Source organism: Mycobacterium sp. KBS0706 (assembly GCF_005938675.2).
Taxonomy (GTDB): Bacteria; Pseudomonadota; Alphaproteobacteria; order DSM-16000; family Inquilinaceae; genus Inquilinus.
In genome coordinates this window covers 165286-182542 of sequence record NZ_VCCH02000004.1, presented here as the reverse complement: position 1 = coordinate 182542, position 17257 = coordinate 165286, and the positions used below count along the sequence as shown (strand labels likewise).

Annotated in this window: 14 protein-coding genes; 10 read left to right on the top strand and 4 right to left on the bottom strand. The window is 65.9% G+C overall.

Annotated elements, in window-relative coordinates:
• The first annotated feature begins 156 nt into the window (after nucleotides 1–156).
• The 4 genes from FFK22_RS03785 to FFK22_RS03775 are packed head-to-tail and all read left to right on the top strand — an operon-like array spanning nucleotide 157 to nucleotide 4099.
• Nucleotides 157–1338, top strand: coding sequence for a patatin-like phospholipase family protein (locus tag FFK22_RS03785; protein ID WP_138887374.1), 1182 nt, complete (start codon nucleotides 157–159; stop codon nucleotides 1336–1338).
• Nucleotides 1339–1375: 37 nt separating this feature from the next.
• A complete protein-coding gene (locus FFK22_RS03780) occupies nucleotides 1376–2158 on the top strand; it encodes a 3-hydroxybutyrate dehydrogenase (protein ID WP_138887375.1) in 783 nt (260 codons plus the stop codon).
• Nucleotides 2159–2171: 13 nt separating this feature from the next.
• Nucleotides 2172–2318: a hypothetical protein gene (locus FFK22_RS42695; protein WP_186002289.1), complete on the top strand. Its 147-nt coding sequence runs from the start codon at nucleotides 2172–2174 to the stop codon at nucleotides 2316–2318.
• Entirely contained in the window at nucleotides 2315–4099 is a 1785-nt protein-coding gene (locus tag FFK22_RS03775) for an adenylate/guanylate cyclase domain-containing protein (RefSeq protein ID WP_221938362.1), read from the top strand. The genes FFK22_RS42695 and FFK22_RS03775 overlap by 4 nt, the downstream gene beginning before the upstream one ends.
• A gap of 86 nt (nucleotides 4100–4185) precedes the next feature.
• Here FFK22_RS03775 and FFK22_RS03770 read toward each other — a convergent pair whose 3' ends face one another.
• Nucleotides 4186–5025 (bottom strand): enoyl-CoA hydratase/isomerase family protein, encoded by an 840-nt coding sequence (locus FFK22_RS03770; protein ID WP_138887376.1) that lies wholly within the window; start codon nucleotides 5023–5025, stop codon nucleotides 4186–4188.
• Between the two features lie 356 nt (nucleotides 5026–5381).
• Here FFK22_RS03770 and FFK22_RS03765 point away from each other — a divergent pair, with 356 nt between their 5' ends.
• Together FFK22_RS03765 and FFK22_RS03760 are read left to right on the top strand one after the other, a co-directional pair.
• Complete coding sequence (locus FFK22_RS03765) at nucleotides 5382–6569, top strand: epoxide hydrolase family protein (RefSeq protein WP_221938366.1); 1188 nt, start codon at nucleotides 5382–5384, stop codon at nucleotides 6567–6569.
• Nucleotides 6570–6602: 33 nt separating this feature from the next.
• On the top strand, nucleotides 6603–7313 hold the full coding sequence (locus FFK22_RS03760) for a type 1 glutamine amidotransferase domain-containing protein (RefSeq protein ID WP_138887378.1): 711 nt from the start codon (nucleotides 6603–6605) through the stop codon (nucleotides 7311–7313).
• A 39-nt stretch (nucleotides 7314–7352) separates the two neighbouring features.
• Here the strand turns inward: FFK22_RS03760 and FFK22_RS03755 are convergent, their stop codons facing one another.
• The gene (locus FFK22_RS03755; protein WP_186002288.1) at nucleotides 7353–10223 is read right to left on the bottom strand and encodes a winged helix-turn-helix domain-containing protein; all 2871 of its coding nucleotides are present in this window, start codon (nucleotides 10221–10223) and stop codon (nucleotides 7353–7355) included.
• A gap of 305 nt (nucleotides 10224–10528) precedes the next feature.
• Here FFK22_RS03755 and FFK22_RS03750 point away from each other — a divergent pair, with 305 nt between their 5' ends.
• The 3 genes from FFK22_RS03750 (at nucleotide 10529) to FFK22_RS03740 (ending at nucleotide 13783) form a co-directional block, all read left to right on the top strand.
• On the top strand, nucleotides 10529–11818 hold the full coding sequence (locus FFK22_RS03750) for an ABC transporter substrate-binding protein (RefSeq protein ID WP_221938361.1): 1290 nt from the start codon (nucleotides 10529–10531) through the stop codon (nucleotides 11816–11818).
• 91 nt (nucleotides 11819–11909) lie between these two features.
• Nucleotides 11910–12860: a carbohydrate ABC transporter permease gene (locus tag FFK22_RS03745; protein WP_221938360.1), complete on the top strand. Its 951-nt coding sequence runs from the start codon at nucleotides 11910–11912 to the stop codon at nucleotides 12858–12860.
• 17 nt (nucleotides 12861–12877) lie between these two features.
• Nucleotides 12878–13783 carry a carbohydrate ABC transporter permease gene (locus FFK22_RS03740; protein WP_138887381.1) on the top strand — a complete coding sequence of 302 codons (906 nt, stop codon included), beginning with the start codon at nucleotides 12878–12880 and terminating at the stop codon, nucleotides 13781–13783.
• Nucleotides 13784–13820: 37 nt separating this feature from the next.
• Here FFK22_RS03740 and FFK22_RS03735 read toward each other — a convergent pair whose 3' ends face one another.
• Together FFK22_RS03735 and FFK22_RS03730 are read right to left on the bottom strand one after the other, a co-directional pair.
• Nucleotides 13821–14525, bottom strand: a complete 705-nt coding sequence (locus FFK22_RS03735) for a response regulator transcription factor (protein WP_138887382.1) — start codon at nucleotides 14523–14525, stop codon at nucleotides 13821–13823.
• Between the two features lie 51 nt (nucleotides 14526–14576).
• Entirely contained in the window at nucleotides 14577–15530 is a 954-nt protein-coding gene (locus FFK22_RS03730; RefSeq protein ID WP_138887383.1) for an alpha/beta hydrolase, read from the bottom strand.
• An 863-nt stretch (nucleotides 15531–16393) separates the two neighbouring features.
• On the opposite strand from FFK22_RS03730, the gene FFK22_RS03725 reads away from it, so the two are divergent.
• On the top strand, nucleotides 16394–17245 hold the full coding sequence (locus tag FFK22_RS03725) for a response regulator transcription factor (RefSeq protein ID WP_138887384.1): 852 nt from the start codon (nucleotides 16394–16396) through the stop codon (nucleotides 17243–17245).
• The last annotated feature ends 12 nt before the right edge of the window (nucleotides 17246–17257 follow it).

Here is a 17257-nt window from a genome sequence, read left to right as displayed (position 1 = left end):
TTGCCGGTGCTGGAGGTGCTGTCGGCCAAGCATCTGGTCGCCGACCTGACGCTCGGCCTCGGCACCGTCATGCACGATTACCTCGCCTGACGCGCCACGGATCGGACGGAATTTCTCTGCCATTACCAGGTCGATCGGCCTGCAGGAGAGCAACGCATGCGAGGCGTAAACCGCAGGCTGGTACACAAGGCGCCCGGGCGGGTCGAGGTACCGGCCTATGATGCCGTCGCCCTGGTGCTGCAGGGCGGCGGCGCGCTCGGCGCCTATCAGGCCGGGGTCTATGAAGGGCTGCACGAAGCCGGCATCCGCCCGACCTGGCTGGCCGGCATCTCGATCGGCGCGCTCAACACCGCGGTGATCGCGGGGGCGCCCGAATCCCAGCGCGTCGACCGGCTGCGCGAGCTGTGGGAAACCATCTGCGCCTCCCCGGTGAAATGGCCTGCGACCAGCGGGCTGGCCGAGGCGGCGCTGCCCTTCGCCATGGATCTCCGCCCGGCGCACAACACCGCGGCGGCGATGCGGGCGCTGTTTCAGGGCCAGCCCGGTTTCTTCAAGCCGCGCCTCCCGCCGCCCTACCTGTCGCCCTTCGCCGGCGATGCCGCCACCAGCTTCTACGACACCAACCCGCTGCGCGACACGCTGCTGCGGCTGGTCGATTTCGACCGGCTGAACTCCGGCGACATCCGGGTCAGCGTCGGCGCGGTCAATGTCCGCAGCGGCAACTTCGTCTATTTCGACACGGCCGAGCGGAAGCTGGGGCCGGAGCATTTCATGGCCTCCGGCGCGCTGCCGCCCGGCTTCCCGGCGATCGAGATCGAAGGCAAGCACTATTGGGATGGCGGCGTGGTCTCGAACACGCCCCTGTCCTACGTGCTGTCGACCGAACCGCGGCGCGACACCCTGACCTTCCAGGTCGACCTGTGGTCGGCCAAGGGCCGGATGCCGGACGATCTGATGGAGGTGACCAGCCGGCAGAAGGACATCCAGTACTCCAGCCGCACCCGCGCCATCACCAATCACATGTTGCAGATGCAGAAGATGCGCCAGGCGCTGCAGACGGTGATGAAGCAAGTTCCGGCGGCGGCCTTGGAGGATCCGGAGATCAAGGCCATCGCGGACCTGGCCTGCCATCGCGTCTACAACATCGTCCACCTGATCTACCAATCGAAGACCTACGAGGGTCACTCGAAGGACTACGAGTTCGGGCTGGATGCGATGCGCGAGCACTGGCAGAGCGGCCTCGACGACATCCGCCGCACCTTGGCCGATCCGCGCCGGCTGGACCGGCCGGACTCCGAGATCGGCGTCGTCACCCATGACATCCATCGCGGCGAATAGGCCGCCTCACCCCCGATCCGACACAAGGACAATCGACATGTTGAAGGGCAAGGTTGCGATCGTCACCGGCTCGACCAGCGGCATCGGGCTCGGCATCGCCAAGGTGCTGGCAGGCCAGGGCGCCGACATCGTGCTGAACGGCTTCGGCGATGCCGGCGAGATCGAGGCGATCCGCAGCGGCATCGAGCGCGAGCACGGGGTGCGCGCGGTCTATGACGGCGCCGACATGTCGAAGGGCGACGCGGTGCGCGGCCTGGTGGCGGCTACGGTCGAGCGGCTCGGCCGGGTCGACATCCTGGTCAACAATGCCGGCATCCAGTTCACCGCGCCGGTGGAGGAGTTCCCGGCCGAGAAGTGGGACGCCATTCTGGCGATCAACCTGTCGGCGGCGTTCCACGGCATCGCCGCGGCGGTGCCGGTCATGAAGCAGCAGGGCTGGGGTCGGATCATCAACATCGCCTCGGCCCACGGCCTCGTGGCTTCGACCCACAAGGCGGCCTATGTCGCGGGCAAGCATGGCCTGCTCGGCCTGACCAAGGTGGTCGGGCTGGAGAATGCCGGCAACGGCATCACCTGCAACGCCGTCTGCCCGGGCTGGGTGCGCACCCCGCTGGTCGAGAAGCAGATCAGCGCGATCGCGGCCGAGAAGGGCATCAGCCAGGAGGAGGCATCCCGGCAGCTCCTGGGCGAGAAGCAGCCCTCGATGACCTTCGTGACGCCGGAGCAGCTGGGCGGCACGGTCGCCTTCCTGTGCTCCGGCGCGGCCGAACAGATCACCGGCACCAGCGTGTCGGTCGACGGCGGCTGGACCGCGCAATAGGGGAGGGGGCGGCATGGCACGGCTCGCCAGGAAAAAGACGATCGGCCTGCTGCCGTGCCTCGGCGCCATGGCGGCCATGGTCGCGGGATGGGTCCGGGCGCGTTCGATCTACGCGACCAGGCACGCTGCGCGGTCGCCCGGGGCGGAGGAGCTGACATGAGCGCCGAGCGGGTGGAACGACGGTTGGCGGCGGTGCTGGCGGCGGATGTCGCCGGCTACAGCCGCCTGATGGGCCGGGATGAAGAGCGCACGCTCGCGGCGCTGAAGAGCACGAGGCAGGCCGTGTTCGATCCAGCCCTGGCCGCCTATCGCGGCCGCATCGTCAAGACCACCGGCGATGGCCTGCTGGTGGAGTTCGCCAGCGTCGTCGACGCCGTGCGCTGCGCCATCGATGTGCAGCGTGCCATGTCCACGCACAACGCCGATGTGCCGCAGGATGTGAGGATCGAATACCGGATCGGCGTCCATTTCGGCGACATCATCATCGATGATGACGGCGACATCTTCGGCGACGGCGTCAACATCGCGGCGCGGCTGGAAGGCATCGCCGAGCCGGGGAGCGTCTGCATCTCGGACGACGCCCAGCGCCAGGTCCGCGGCAAGGTCGACATTGCCTTCGAGGACATCGGCGAGCAGACCCTCAAGAATATCGTCGAGCCCATTCGAGCCTGGCGCATTCGCATGGGCGGCGACTCGATCGGAGCGCCGCCGGAGCCTGCCGAAGCCAGCCCGCTGCCCGCCCTTCCAGACAAGCCGTCGATCGCCGTCCTGCCGTTCCAGAATATGAGCGGCGAGGCGGAGCAGGAGTACTTTGCCGACGGCATGGTCGAAGACATCATTACCGCATTGTCGCGATTCCCGTCGCTGTTCGTGATCGCCCGGAACTCGTCCTTCACCTACAAAGGGAAACCGGTCGACATCAAGCAGGTCGGCCGTGAGCTCGGTGTCCGCTACGTCCTGGAAGGCAGCGTGCGCAGGGTGGGGGGCCGCGTCCGCACCACCGGGCAATTGATCGAGGCGGCCACCGGGACGCATCTGTGGGCGGAGAAGTTCGACGGAGCGCTCGACGACATCTTCGAGCTCCAGGATCATTTCACGAAAAAGCTGGTCGGCGCGATTGCCCCGAAGGTGCAGCAGGCGGAAATCGAGCGGTCGGCCCGCAAGCCCACCGAGAATCTCGATGCCTACGACTATTATTATCGTGGCATCAGCCTGCTGCAGCTGATGACCGCCGAGTCGAATGCGGAGGCGTTGCAGCACTTCAGGCTGGCGATCGATCTGGACCCGTCATTTGCGGCGGCCTATGGCCTGGCGTCGGAATGCTACCGGCTTCGGCAGAACATCGGTTGGGCCAGGAACGATGCCGAGCAACTGGCTCGGGGGAAGCAATTGGCTTCGCTGGCCATCGAATTCGGCCAGGACGACGCCGTCGCCCTGGCCTCCGCGGCGCAGTTCTTCGGCTTCGCCCTGCGCGACGCGCAAACCGCCGATATTCTGGTCAACCAGGCGCTGTCCGTGAATCCGAACCTGTTCCGGGCGTGGCAGGCGCGGAGCTGGACCAGCATCTATCTCGGTGAGCATGAACGGGCCTTGGCTGAAATCAGCCACGCCATGCGGCTCAATCCGGTCGATCCCCAGGTCCATCAGGCGGAATCCGCCATGGGCATTGCCCTGCTGCTTCTTCGCAGGCCGGTGGAGTCATTGGAGTGGTTCGGCAAAGCGCTGGCGCGCCGTCCCAGTTTCCCGTCTGCGCTCAGATTCGCGGCGATCGCATATTCGGTCCTGGATCGAGCCGACGAAGCGCAGTCCATGATGAGAAGGCTGCAGACAGTCGACCTGGATGCACGGGTGTCTCAACTAAAGAGCTGGATACCATTGCAACGCTCGGAAGATGTCGCCGTGTTCATCGAAGGAATGCGCAAGGCGGGGATGCCGGAGTAACTATTTGCAACCGATCTGGATATAGGTTGTAACGATCTCGCTGCCCGGGATCATGATACAGCATCCCGCCATGGCCGACCGAGCCGTCAGCGGCCGAGCTGCCCGACGTGGTAGCCGAGGTGCGTCTCGACATCGCCCGGCTTATGGAAGCCGCGCTCCATCAGCTGCTTGATCCGCGTCTGGGCCGCGGGCCGCGCCAGCGCCGTCATGAACGCCTCCCACTCCGGCGCGATCTCGGCATCGGATGGCAGGCTCGCCACGTCGACCAGGCGCTTCGTCTCCGTGATGGCCTGTTTGTCGAAGGACGCGATCCTCTGAGCCAGCGCATCGACGAAGGAGTCGAGCTCCGCATCCGGGAAGGAGCGATTGACGTAGCCATAGCGCTCCGCGAGATCGCCCGGAATGTCGTCCGCCCCGAGCAGCACCTCGAGCGCGCGGCCGCGGCCCATGAGACGGGGCAGCCGAGCCATCGGGCCGCCGCCCGGCACCAGGCCGGCACCGACCTCCCATTGCGAGAGAATGGCCTTCTCGCGGCTGGCGAAGCGCATGTCGCTGGCGAGGGCGAGTTCGCTTCCCACACCGGTCGCGCGGCCCCGGATCGACGCGATCGATACGACGGGAGCGCGGCTCAGCCGCACCAGCATGTCGGGCAGCTGCTGCAGCCCGGTCGGGCCTGGTGGCAGGCCGAGCGTCTCCTCCGGCTTCGCCAGGAAATCATAGTGGGTCAGGAAGAAGCCCTCGACGGCGCTGTCGAAGACGACGACCTTCACCTGCTCGTCGCTTTCGAGCGCCGCGACGACGGCGTTCAGCTGCGCCATGTTCCCCGGCCCGAAGATGTTCAGGGGCGGCAGGTCGAAGGTGACGCGCCAATAGGCCGGTGAGCGGCGATCGACCCGGATCTGACCGACGTTTGCGCTGATGTCCATATCCGATCTCCGATGGTTGCGGAAACAGTCCCGGCCTAGAAATACCGGTGCACAACGCCCCTGACCATCAAACAAAGGTATCGACAATACCTTGGTATCGTCCGGGAGCGGAAATATTCGATCGGCCGATCATCGGCATCCGATACCAAGGTGTCGGCGATACCAACGTGCAATCGTGCGCCTCCTCGCCTCGTCGCAGTCTGTCCCGGCACCCAGCTGTCGATGACGCCACCCGAGAGGAGCCCGCCATGCCGGAAGGCTTGTTGCCCACCCGCCGCGACGTACTCGTCGCAACCGCCCTGACGAGCGTCGCCACGATGATGCCGATGCCGCTCCGTGCGGCCGCGAGCGGCGCGATCCGCCCCTTCGGCATGACCTTTCCTCAGGAGCAGCTCGACGACCTGCGCCGCCGCGTCTCGGCCACCCGGTGGCCGGACCGGGAGACCGTCGCGGACGACACGCAGGGCGTGCAGCTCGCGACGATCCGGACGCTCGCGGAATATTGGGCGGCCGACTACGACTGGAGCAAGATGGCGGCGCGGCTTGAGGCCCTGCCGCAATTCGTCACCGAGATCGACGGGCTGGACATCCACTTCATCCACGTCCGCTCGAAACGCGAGACCGCGCTGCCGCTGATCGTCACGCATGGCTGGCCCGGCTCGATCATCGAGCAGCTCAAGATCATCGGGCCGCTGTCCGATCCCACGGCGCATGGCGGGACCGCATCGGACGCGTTCCACGTCGTGATCCCGTCATTGCCGGGCTATGGCTTCTCCGGCAAGCCCACGGGGCCCGAGTGGACCCCGGTGCGGATCGCGCGGGCCTGGGCGGTGCTGATGCAGCGTCTCGGCTATGCGAAGTACGTCGCGCAGGGCGGCGACTGGGGCAACGCCGTGTCCGAACAGATGGCCCTGCAGCAGCCGCCGGGGTTGCTCGGCATCCACACCAACATGGCGGCCACCGTGCCGGCCGATGTCTCGAAGGCGCTGGCCGCCGGCGGCCCGGCCCCCGCCGGCCTCTCGCCGGACGAAAAGCACGCCTGGGACCAGTTGGACGACTTCTATAAGAACGGGCTGGGCTATGCCATCGAGATGAACAACCGGCCGCAGACGCTGTACGGGATCGTCGACTCGCCGGTCGGCCTCGCGGCGTGGATGCTCGACCATGACATCCGCAGCTACAGGCTCATCGCACGGGTGTTCGACGGCAAGACCGAAGGCCTGACGCGCGACGACATCCTCGACAACGTCACGCTGTATTGGCTGACCAACACGGCGATCTCCTCGGCGCGCCTCTATTGGGACAATGCGCATTTTCCGTCGGGCGGCTTCTTCGATCCCCGCGGCATCAAGATCCCGGTCGCCGTCAGCGCCTTTCCGGACGAGATCTACCAGGCGCCCAGGAGCTGGGCGGAGCGGGCCTATCCCAAGCTGATTCACTACAACAGGCCCGAAAAGGGCGGCCATTTCGCCGCCTGGGAGCAGCCGGCCGCCTTCAGCGCCGAGTTGCGCGCCGCCTTCCGGCCTCTTCGCCAGACGACCTGATCGCGCCACCACCAACAGCACAGGAGAAGATCCGTGAAGATTTTGATGGTGCTGACCTCGCACGACACCCTCGGCAACACCGGACGCAAGACCGGCTTCTGGCTCGAAGAGGGCGCAGCCCCGTACTTCGTGTTCCGCGACGCCGGCGTCGCCCTGACGCTCGCCTCGCCCAAGGGTGGTCAGCCGCCGGACGATCCGAAGAGCGACCTGCCGGAGAACCAGACGCCGGCCATGGCGCGGTTCAAGCAGGATCACGCGGCCCGGAAGGACTTCGCCAACACGGTGAAGCTGGCGGGTATGGGCTCGGAGGATTTCGACGCGATCTTCTATCCGGGCGGCCACGGGCCGATGTGGGACCTGGTCGACAACCCGGACTCCATCGCCCTGATCGAATCCTTCTACAATTCCGGCAAGCCGGTCGCCGCCGTCTGCCATGCGCCTGGTGTGCTGCATCGGGTGACGTATGAAGGTGCGCCGATCGTGAAGGGCAAGCGCGTCACCGGCTTCGCCAACAGCGAAGAAGAAGAGGTCCAGCTGACCCATGTCGTGCCGTTCCTGGTCGAGGACGAGCTGAAGCGGCTGGGCGGGCTCTTCGAGAAGGCGCCGAACTGGCAGAGCTTCGCCATCACCGACGGGCGCCTGATCACGGGGCAGAACCCAGCCTCTTCGACCGCCGGTGCCCAGGCCCTGCTGAAGCTGCTCTCCGAGACCCGGCCTTCGGCGGGCGGCTCCAACGCTGCTTGAGTGCCATTTCGGTTCCGGTCCTGGAGACCGATGCCCGCCTCAGTCGCTGGCGCGGAGCTCCTGCAGGAGCTCCGCTGCGGCCACGAGATCGTGCGTATCCTGCCCTTCGGCAAAGCCGTCATGGATGGGGGCCAGGAGCGCGAGCGCTTCGCCGGGTCGACGCTGATCCTTCCACAGCCGCGCAAGGCTCGTCGCGGTCCGCAATTCCCAGGCGACCGTCTGCTGCCGGCGGGCCCATTCGAGCGATCGGTGATAATACAGCTCGGCCTCGAGTGGCCCGTCGGCGGCGCCGCGGGACAGGAGCAGCTCGCCTTTGATCCTGAGGATCTCGGCGAAATACCAGCGCTCGTCATTCTGTTCGGATCGCGCCAGGGCTTCGTCGATCGCCGCCAATCCCTCGGCGATGTTGCCGGCGCGCCCGAGAGCGGAGGCGTACTCGCTCTGGAACACGATGTAGTAGACGCCGTACTGGATCTCGCGCAGCTCCGCCAGGGCGGCCTCGAGCTCGGCCAGCCCACGATCGAGGTCGCCGCGCTTGATCAGCAGGACGCCGCGGAAGCACCGGCCCCAGCCTTGCCAGAAGGCGAGCCCCTGGGCCGCATTGTCGATCAGCATCGAGACGTAGCGCTCGACCAGCGGCAGGTCGCCGACGAACAGGGCCACGGGGCACGCGGCGTGAACCAGGACCTGGCAAAGGCTGAGGGTATCGTTCCCGGAGGCGGCGCCGTCGACGATGTTCCTGACCAGGAGCACGGCCTGCTTCGGCCGGCCCTGCAGCCACAGAATCCGCGCCAGGAAGCACCGGGCCATGGCGCGCTGGTCGAAGACAAAGCGGATCATCTGGGCGCCGATGATCGGAACCTCATATCTGCCCAGCATGCGCTCGATGGTGTGCCGGGCCTCCGCCTGGTCGCCCAGGAGATGCAGGATGTAGCCGACCATCCGGTCTCCGACCAGGATGCCGAGCTTGTCGCCTGCGCCTGCGGCGAGCTCCGAAAACCGCCTCGCGAGCGCCAGGGCCTCGCGGAACTCGCCCTGGTTCAGCAAGCCGGACCACAGACCCCACAGGGCCCGCAACTGGTAGTCGCGATTCTCCTGCCGCTCGGACGTTTCCAGGACCCGGCGCCAGGCCGCCAAGGTCTCCGACCCCAGGCCCTTCGTCTGCATCAAGGACCAGGCCCGCGCCGCGTGCAGGCGCATCTCCTGGTCGAGAGTCCGGCTGATCTCGGGCGCGGCCAGGGCGCGGTCGACGCGCTCCTCGCACTCCCTGGTGAGCGAAAGGTGGAACCAGAGCGGGATCGCGACGACCGTCAGGGCGACGCCCGTGGCCACATCGCCGATGGGCGAAAAGGCCCAGTCGAGCGCGGCTCTCACATTGTCGATGTTGTGCCGGTGATGCTGGAGCCAATCGCTCGCAGGCTCGCGCTCCCATTGACCATTGGCCTGCTCGAGCAAGGCCCGATAATGCTCGGCATGGCGCCGCGCGAACCGGTCCCGTTCGCCGTGTTCGTCGAGCTTGACCAGCGCATAGGCACGGGTGGTGTCCAGAAGGCGGTAGAGTGCGACGGCAGCGTCCACGCTGGCCGTGACCAGGGATTTGGCGATCAGATCGGCGATCGCATCGACGATCTCGGACGGAGGCGTATCGTTGTCGGCCAGGACGGCGCTTGCCGATTCCATCGTGAACATGCCGGCAAACACGGCCAGGCGGCGAAGCACGACCTGCTGCAGCTCCGGCAGCAGGGCATAGCTCCAGTCCAGCGTCGTGAGCAGAGTCTGATGGCGGGGCAGGGCGGTGCGGCGACCGCGCAGCAGCAGGCTGAAGCGCTCGTCCAGCCGGGCGGCGAGCCCGGCAACGCCGAAGGTGTCGACCCGTCCCGCCACGATCTCGATGGCCAGCGCGATGCCGTCGAGGCGCCGGCAGATCTCGGCGACGAGCGGCGCCTCGGCGTCGCCCAGTTCGAAGGCGTCGAGGCATGCAGCGGCACGTTCGACGAAGAGCTGCACCGAGGGAAACGCCAGGGCCTCGGCGGCCGTGAGCGCCGTGCCGCTCTGCGGAAACGCCAGCGGCGCAAGCCGGTGGACGCGCTCGCCCTCCGAACGGAGGGCTTCCCTGCTCGTCGCCAGGATGTGGACTCGCGGGGCGCCCTTCAGCACGTCCTCCGCCATTCTTGCGGCGGCTTCGACGAGGTGCTCGCAGTTGTCGAGCACGATCAGCAGGTGCTTTTCCCGCAGGAAGGAGATCACGGTCGACAGCGGCTTGTCCGAACCCAAGCCGATTCCGAGGACGGTCGCCAGCGCGCCCGGCGCCAGCAGCGGATCGGAGAGCGGGGCGAGGTCGACGAAGCGGACGCCGTCGGTGAAGCCGCCGGCCAGGGTGTCGGCCACGGCGACCGCGACGGTCGTCTTGCCGATGCCGCCGGCGCCGACGATGGTGACGAAGCGCTGACGGGCGATCTGCGCGGACAGGACGCCGACGGTGTCGGAACGGCCGAGCATGCGCGTGAGCGGCATCGGCAGGTCCTGCCGCGCCTCGACCTTGTCGATCTGCGGATCGATGCCGCCGGGCGCGGAACCGTGATCGACGGGTGCGACGAAGCTGTAGCCGCGTCCCGGGATATTGGCGATGAAGCGCTTCCCGGCCTGTCCGTCGCCGAGGGCGCGGCGCAGGGCGGCGACATGGACCTTCAGATTGCCCTCTTCCACGAAGGTGTTGGGCCATACGCGGTCGAGCAGCTCCTGCTTGCCCAGGATCTGGCCGGGCCGTTCGAGAAGAGCGACGAGGATGTCGCGGGCGCGGCTGCCGAGGTGAACCGGCTTGTCGCCTTCGAGCAGCAGCTGTTGCGCAGGCAGCAGCCGGAAGGCGCCAAAAGAGATCTCGCTCGGCTTCCCAGCCTCGTACCCGGTCAACCTTCGCCCCTTCGGCTCGTGAGTCTGACAGCGCTTGCAAGAAGCCCCACCCAAGTCGTGGGGTTTAGTCTTGGTCGGCACCACACCTATCGTCCCGCGATCGGCGGACACCGTCAACGCCCGGTGCCGACGACCAGAAGGGCGAGGCGTCAGCATTGCTCCGCCCCCAGAATCATGGAACAATTTAATGTTGGACAAAAGGCAGATTCGGGAGGGATCAAATGGCATTCCGGAAAGGGCAGGAATTCCTCCGACAGGTGGAATTTACTCCTCAGTATTCAGGAAATATTGACAGACGCGGCTTCATGGCGCGGAGCATCACGGCAGGGCTCGGCCTTGCCGGCGTCGGAGCCGTCGCGAAGATGGGCATCGGCGCGGCCTATGCGGCAGACCGTCCGCTGACACCCACGGTCTACCAGTGGATCCAGAACTTCCACCCGGCGATCGCCGACGTGAACGCCAAGTTTCCGGGCATCAACAGTCAGGTCGCGCCGGTCGAAGGGTTCGGCATCGAACGCTTTGTCGCGGAGGCGAAGAACAAGGAGAGCACCTGGGACGTCTATGTCGGCCAGACCCCCTTCGTCGAGATGTCGGCTTTGGTCAAGGCCGACGTGATCGAGCCTTGGGACAAGTACATCCCGAAGGAGGTGATCGACGATCTCATTCCATCGATCCGCGAGGAGTGCACGATCGACGGGAAGCTCTACAGCTGGCCGTTCTTCCTCGACGTCATCGGCACCGGATGGCATTCGGGCCTGACGGGCAAGGCGGGGTTGGCGGATGCCGCGCCGGCGACCTGGGACGATGTCCTGGCGGCGGCCAAGACGATCGTGGACAAGCAGGCGGCGCCATGGGGCGCCACCTTCGACAGCCATGGCTGGCGCTCGCTGGCGCCGATCGCGCACAGCATGAGCCCCCATGTCTACACGCCGGAAGGCCTGTTCGACTTCACCAGCGAGCCGGCGATCGAAGCGCTGAAGCTGATGAAGCAGATCATGGCGCTCGCCAACCCCGACGTTCTGCTCGAAGGCGCGTCGGACGCCGGCGTCAACGGAACCCCGGATGAGGTCGCCTTCGCCACCCAGCGCGTCGGCCTCTACTTCAAGTATTTCAACGCGCCGTTGCGGATGGCGGCGAGCTGGGACGACCCCAACGCGCTGCATCTCGGGCCCTTGCCCAGATTCGCCAACGGCGAAGGCTCGACCGTGTTCTGGACCACCGGCTGCGCGTTGTTCAAATACGGCCAGAACAAGGAAAAGGCGGCCGAGTACATCAAGGCGCTGACCTATGACAGGCAGATCTGGAAAGACTCGATCGTCGGGACCCCGAGCGGCCATCCGGGGCAACTGCCGCCTTATAAATCCATCTACGCCGAATGGGCCGCCGACAAGCCGGACTGGATGCCCGGCTTCGTCACCCTGGTCCGCGACCAGCTCGACAAGGCCAAGGCGATCACCAACCATCTGTTCGGACTGCAGCAATTCGTCATCGGCAAGCCGATCTGGGAGACCTACCTCAAGGGCGAGGAGGCCGACCCGAAGGTGGCCATGCAGAAGGTTGCCGAAGCGGTCGCCGCCGAGGTGAAGAAAGGCTGACGCACGACCGGTGGTCAGCAGGAGTTAGTTGCCGTGAGGCGCTCGGCCCTTGCGGATGATGCGTGCCGGGCTTCGAGCGGGTTCTTCAGTCATGGACGATACGACCCTGTACCGCCCCGCAGCGGCGGTTCCCTTGCGCAGCCAGGCGGTCCAGCTGCGCCGGGCCGCCGGCGCGTGGCTGTTCCTGCTGCCGGCCCTGGCGTTCTTCGTCCTGTATCAGCTCTACCCGATCCTGCGCGTCCTCTGGATCAGCTTCACCGATTATCAGGTTCTGTCCAACCAGCCCGCCAACTGGGTCTGGCTCGGGAACTATGCCGATGCCCTGCAGGATCCCTTGCTGTGGGCCGGCCTCGGGCGTGCCGGGCTGTTCACCATCATGTTCCTGCCCGGGACGATCATTCTGCCCCTCCTGCTGGCGATCCTGATCGATCGGGTGACGAATGCGCGCCTGGCGACCTTCTACCGCATCGTCCTGCTGATTCCGGCGGTCATCCCGAGCACACTGATCTTCGTGTTATGGAAGTGGATGTACAATTACCAGGCCGGCCCGATTAATCATTTTCTCGTCGAAACGACCGGCCTGTTCACCTTGCAGAACGCACCGCAATGGCTGGGCGGGACGCCGCTGACGCTGCCCTCGATCGCGATCATGGAGGTGTGGTGGGGGCTCGGCTACCACACCATCTTCTTCCTCGCCGGCCTCGCCACGATCCCCAAGGATCTGCCGGAGGCGGCGCGCATCGATGGGGCGAATGAGTGGCAGATCTTCTGGCATGTCATCCGGCCGCGGCTGGCGCCGATCATGATGGTGCTGGTCGTCCTGCGCTTCGGCACCTCGATGGCGGTGATCGACGAGTATCTGATCTTCGGCGGCTTCAACCGCGCCTCGCCGACCTATACCTGGACGATCTTCATGTACGACCAGGCCTTCAAGCTCGGCCTGTGGCGGCAGGGCTATGCCGCGGCGATCGGGATGATCGGGGCCGTCGCCATGATGCTCGTCATGGTGCTGCTGCTTCGGCTGTTCCGGGCGAAGGACTGAGGGGGATCGATCTGCCAATGAGCCTCGAAGCCATTCATCGCAGCCAGGTCGCGGCCAAGCGGGCGAGCGGCGGGAACACCCGGCCGGGCTGGTCCAGGCGCAGGCGGGCCGCGGTCGCTCGGCATGCGGTGATCAATTTCTTCCTGCTGATCATCCTGCTGCCGCTGGTCTGGGTGCTGCTGATGTCGGTGAAGACGCTGCCGGATTCGATGCGCGGCGATCTCTTCCCGAGGCAACTCGACTTCAGCCACTATTCCTATGTGTTCGAGCGCATCGTCACGCTGCCGAGAAACCTGTTCAACAGCGTATACGTCACCCTGAGCTCGGTGCTGGTGACCATGGTCTGTTCCGTGATGGCCGGTTATGCGCTCGTGCATCTGAAGCCGCGCGGCACCGGGCTGGTGATGACCGTTCTCCTGGTCTCACTCTATTTTCCGGTTCGCGTCGTGTCCCTGATCAGCATCTACGAGACCCAGCGCTGGCTCGGGCTGATCAACGACACCGCCGGCCTGATCCTGCCCTATGTCACCCTGCAGCTGGCGATCAGCATCCTGATCATGCGCAGCATGTTCCAGCTCGTTCCACGCGAAGTCATCGAGGCCGCGCGGGTCGATGGCGCCGGTCACTGGCGCACCCTCTGGATGGTGGGCTTGCCGATGGTGCGCAACGGTCTCGTTGTCATCTTCATCGTCAATTTCGTCGCCGCGTGGGGCGAGTATCTGCTGTGCGTGACGCTGATCGACGACGAGGCGCGGCGCACCATGCCGGTTGTCCTGGCTGTGGCCCAAGGCGGCCAGGGCCATTGGGCCTGGCCCAATCTCGCGGCCGTGTACATCATCGTGACCACGCCCGGCCTCATCGCCTTCGCCTTCGCCCAGAAGTTGTTCTTCAAGGGTCTGGCCGAGGGTGTGACGAAGCTGTAGCGGAGTTGCCTGCGAGGATCGGGCGCGGCCCCCCGTATCAATGGCGGCGCAATCCGAGTCTGGCCGCCATGGTGATCAGGTCGGCCAGGGAATTCGCCTGCATCTTGCGCATGGCCTTGCCGCGATGGGCCTTTACGGTGATTCCGCTGATGCCCAGTTCGAAGCCGATCTGTTTGTTCAGGAGCCCGGCGGCGACCAGTGCCATGACCTCCTGCTCGCGACCGCTAAGCGAGGCGTGACGCCTGCGGAGGGCCCGCAGGTCCGCTTCATGTTTCAGCTTGGTCCTGCTGGCTTCCAGGGCGCGACCGATTGCCGTCAGAAGCTCCTCGTCATCGAACGGTTTGATGAAGAACTCGGCCGCGCCCGCCTTCATGGCCTGGACCGCGATCGGAACGTCGCTGTGGCCGGTCAGGAAGATGACTGGCATTTCGCTACGGTCCGCCGCGATGCGTCTCTGCAGCTCGAGACCGCTCAGATCGGGTAGCCGGAGGTCCAGCACGACACAGCTCGGGACCGGCACATGCGGGCGCTCAAGGAATCCGAGGGCGGATCCAAATGCCTCTGCCCTCCAGCCCGAGATCCTGACGAGATCTGCGAGGGGTTCGCGGGCGGATATGTCATCGTCGACGATGAAGACGGTCGGCGTGCCGTCAGCATCTGATGGCGAGAGATCGTTCGCGACGATCGGGAGAGGCCTGCAACGGATCTGTGCGGATGCTGCGTGATACGAATGCGTTATCATTTGTCCCTCCACTGGTTTGTTGCGCGGAGCGTCTCGGATGTCGATCGGCGCTCAGTCCAGGACGGAGCGCAGAGCGGCGACGGCCTGGGCAATGGCGCTTCGTGTTGCCGGCGTGTCCGCCAGCGCGTTCAGCACGACGAATCCATGAATGGTGCCGCTATAGCGGACCGAGGTCGCCCTCACGCCAGCGCTGATGAGCAGGCGGGCGTAGCCTTCGCCGTCATCGCAAAGGACATCGTTCTCCGCGACGATGATCAGCGCATCGGGCAGCCCCCGCAATTGGTCGACGGAAGCCCGCAGGGGCGCAGCGGTGATCTCGTTTCGCAACGCGGCGTCGGGAAGATAGGCATCCCAGAACCGTTCCATGGCCGCTTTCGTCAGCCACGGTCCGTCTGCGAAGGTCTGGTACGAGGATGTGGCGAAATCGGCATCCGTGATCGGATAGAACAGGATCTGCAGATCGATCTTCGGACCGCGGCGCTGCAGCGCGAGGAGCGTGATCGCGGCAGCCAGGTTGCCGCCCGCGCCGTCCCCGACGACGGCAAGCCTCGTGGGGTCCACACCAAGGCTCTCACCATGTGCGGCAACATGGGCGAGGACCGCATAGATCTGCTCCAGGGCGACCGGGTACCGCGTTTCGGGTGAGCGGTCGTACTCCACAAAGAACAGCGCCGCCCGCGCAGCGACGGCCAGCTCTCGCACGATCCGGTCGTGAGTGTGGACATCTCCGAGACACCAACCGCCGCCATGGATGTAGACGATGACCGGAAGCGTTCTCTGCGCATCGCTGGGCCGGACGATCCTGACAGCCACTGATCCGGTCGGCCCGACCGGAAACGCCGTGTCTTCGATCTGAGCGGAAGGCCGTCCGACGGCGCCGGCCTGAATCCGGACCAGCGCGCGGCGCGCATCCTCGGGCGATCGACGGCACAGGTCGGGGTTCTCGCCGATCGTATCGAGGAAGTCCTGCGTTATCGGCTCGAGAACCCAACTTGCGTCATTCATTCTGTGACCCCGGCTCGCGATATCGGATCTCGGGGGCGGATCCGGCAGCAGCCTCGCGCGACCGTATGTCCAACGTTCTCTGCGTGATCTGTGGACAACTGACCGGGTCCCGCATCGACGGCTGGCTCCCGAAGGCGCCTTGACGGAAGGAATGCTGCGCCTGTTCGGATTCCGGTTCGAGTTAAGACTGGTAAATCCGGGTGCTGAGCCTGGCAACCCGCGCGCCGGGTCCGGCAACCCGACGGATCCGCCATCGCGGTCTCGACCGCACCGTCGGGAAGGCGCGTCCCTGCGCCGTTTCTCACATCGAGCAGCGTGAGCGGCGCGCCTGAGCCGAAGAGAAATGCGGCCCGGCCGCAGGCGAGGCTTCAACTCGTGTGGCCGGGCCGCCAGCGCTGCTGGGGTAAAGACAGCGCATCGAGTGCGTGACCGCTTCATGGGGGGAATGAAGGCCGGGCCACGTGCCGCGTTGGGGGGAAGAACCGCGGCGAAAGTGACAATAGCCGGTCCCTCGCTGCCCCTGAATTATATGTTGGTATTGGTGCCGTGCTGCCTATGGCCGGGTTTTGGCGCCTTTCCGATAGGCTGATCCGGCTTCGAAGGTCGATTCCGCCGCGATGGTCGCGGCCTTCATTGCACGAGCCAAAGGCGCATTCGCGGGGTGGACGCTTCGGCCGTGCGATTAACTCGACTTAACCAGTCCTAACTGGCCGGGTTCCGTGGATCAGCGTCAAAGTCGACACAGCCGACAAGAGCTGATCGGAGCCGCATCTGAAACTGCTTTCGACAGCAAGCTCGACCGCTTCGAGCTTCGTGACCGGTGAAGAAGCGTGTCCTGAGCGACCGAAACGTGGAGGATCATCATGCACATTGACCAGCCGCTTCCAGAGAGGTCGGTGCCGTTGTCATCGCAGCGCAGGAGCGCGGCGGACCAACCGCTCGTCATCATCGTCGATGACCAGGAGTCCGTTCGGGAGGGGCTGTCGGAGCTGATCCTGTCGGCGGGCTTTCAGCCGGTCTGCTTCGCGTCGGCCCGCGACTTCCTCGACGCCGACCTGTCGGATGCCGCCGGCTGCATGATTCTCGACGTGCGGATGCCGGGGGCGAGCGGCCTCGATCTGCAGCGACAGCTCGCCCAGACCGGCAATTCCAAGCCGATCATCTTCCTCACCGGCCACGGCGACATTCCCATGACGGTCCAGGCGATGAAGGCCGGCGCCGTCGACTTCCTCACCAAGCCGGTGCGCGATCAGACGCTGCTGGACGCCGTGATTGCGGGCGTTGCGATGGATGCCGCGCAGCGCGCCAAGGCCCGGGTCGCCCGGCTGCATGCAGACCGCTTCAAGACCTTGACGCCGCGCGAGCGGCAGGTGATGTGCGCGGTGGCGCTGGGACGCCTCAACAAGCAGATCGCCTATGACCTCGACCTCAGCGAGGTCACGGTCAAGCTTCACCGCAGCAACGCCATGCGCAAGATGGAGTTGAAGTCCGTCGGTGAGCTCGTTCGCGTCTGGGAAGCGCTGCCGGCCGAGATGCGCGAGAGCGTGCGCCAATCCGAAAGGTCTGTGCGGCCGACGATTCCCGACCATCTGCTGGCCCTGCCAGTGTCGATGGAACTCGGTTCGAGGCTCTCGGACGGACGCATCGGCGCAGAATCCACAGCGCCGTCGCCGGCTAGTGGTGCGCGTCTAACGCTTGGTACCTGTGTGGAATGACGGGAGACGACC

Bases quoted from the DNA above. Each gene is read 5' to 3' on its own strand.
- FFK22_RS03785 (WP_138887374.1), top strand. From the start codon at position 157: ATGCGAGGCGTAAACCGCAGGCTGGTACACAAGGCGCCCGGGCGGGTC.
- FFK22_RS03780 (WP_138887375.1), top strand. From the start codon at position 1,376: ATGTTGAAGGGCAAGGTTGCGATCGTCACCGGCTCGACCAGCGGCATC.
- FFK22_RS42695 (WP_186002289.1), top strand. From the start codon at position 2,172: ATGGCACGGCTCGCCAGGAAAAAGACGATCGGCCTGCTGCCGTGCCTC.
- FFK22_RS03775 (WP_221938362.1), top strand. From the start codon at position 2,315: ATGAGCGCCGAGCGGGTGGAACGACGGTTGGCGGCGGTGCTGGCGGCG.
- FFK22_RS03770 (WP_138887376.1), bottom strand. From the start codon at position 5,025: ATGGACATCAGCGCAAACGTCGGTCAGATCCGGGTCGATCGCCGCTCA.
- FFK22_RS03750 (WP_221938361.1), top strand. From the start codon at position 10,529: ATGGCGCGGAGCATCACGGCAGGGCTCGGCCTTGCCGGCGTCGGAGCC.
- FFK22_RS03745 (WP_221938360.1), top strand. From the start codon at position 11,910: ATGGACGATACGACCCTGTACCGCCCCGCAGCGGCGGTTCCCTTGCGC.
- FFK22_RS03740 (WP_138887381.1), top strand. From the start codon at position 12,878: ATGAGCCTCGAAGCCATTCATCGCAGCCAGGTCGCGGCCAAGCGGGCG.
- FFK22_RS03735 (WP_138887382.1), bottom strand. From the start codon at position 14,525: ATGATAACGCATTCGTATCACGCAGCATCCGCACAGATCCGTTGCAGG.
- FFK22_RS03730 (WP_138887383.1), bottom strand. From the start codon at position 15,530: ATGAATGACGCAAGTTGGGTTCTCGAGCCGATAACGCAGGACTTCCTC.
- FFK22_RS03725 (WP_138887384.1), top strand. From the start codon at position 16,394: ATGCACATTGACCAGCCGCTTCCAGAGAGGTCGGTGCCGTTGTCATCG.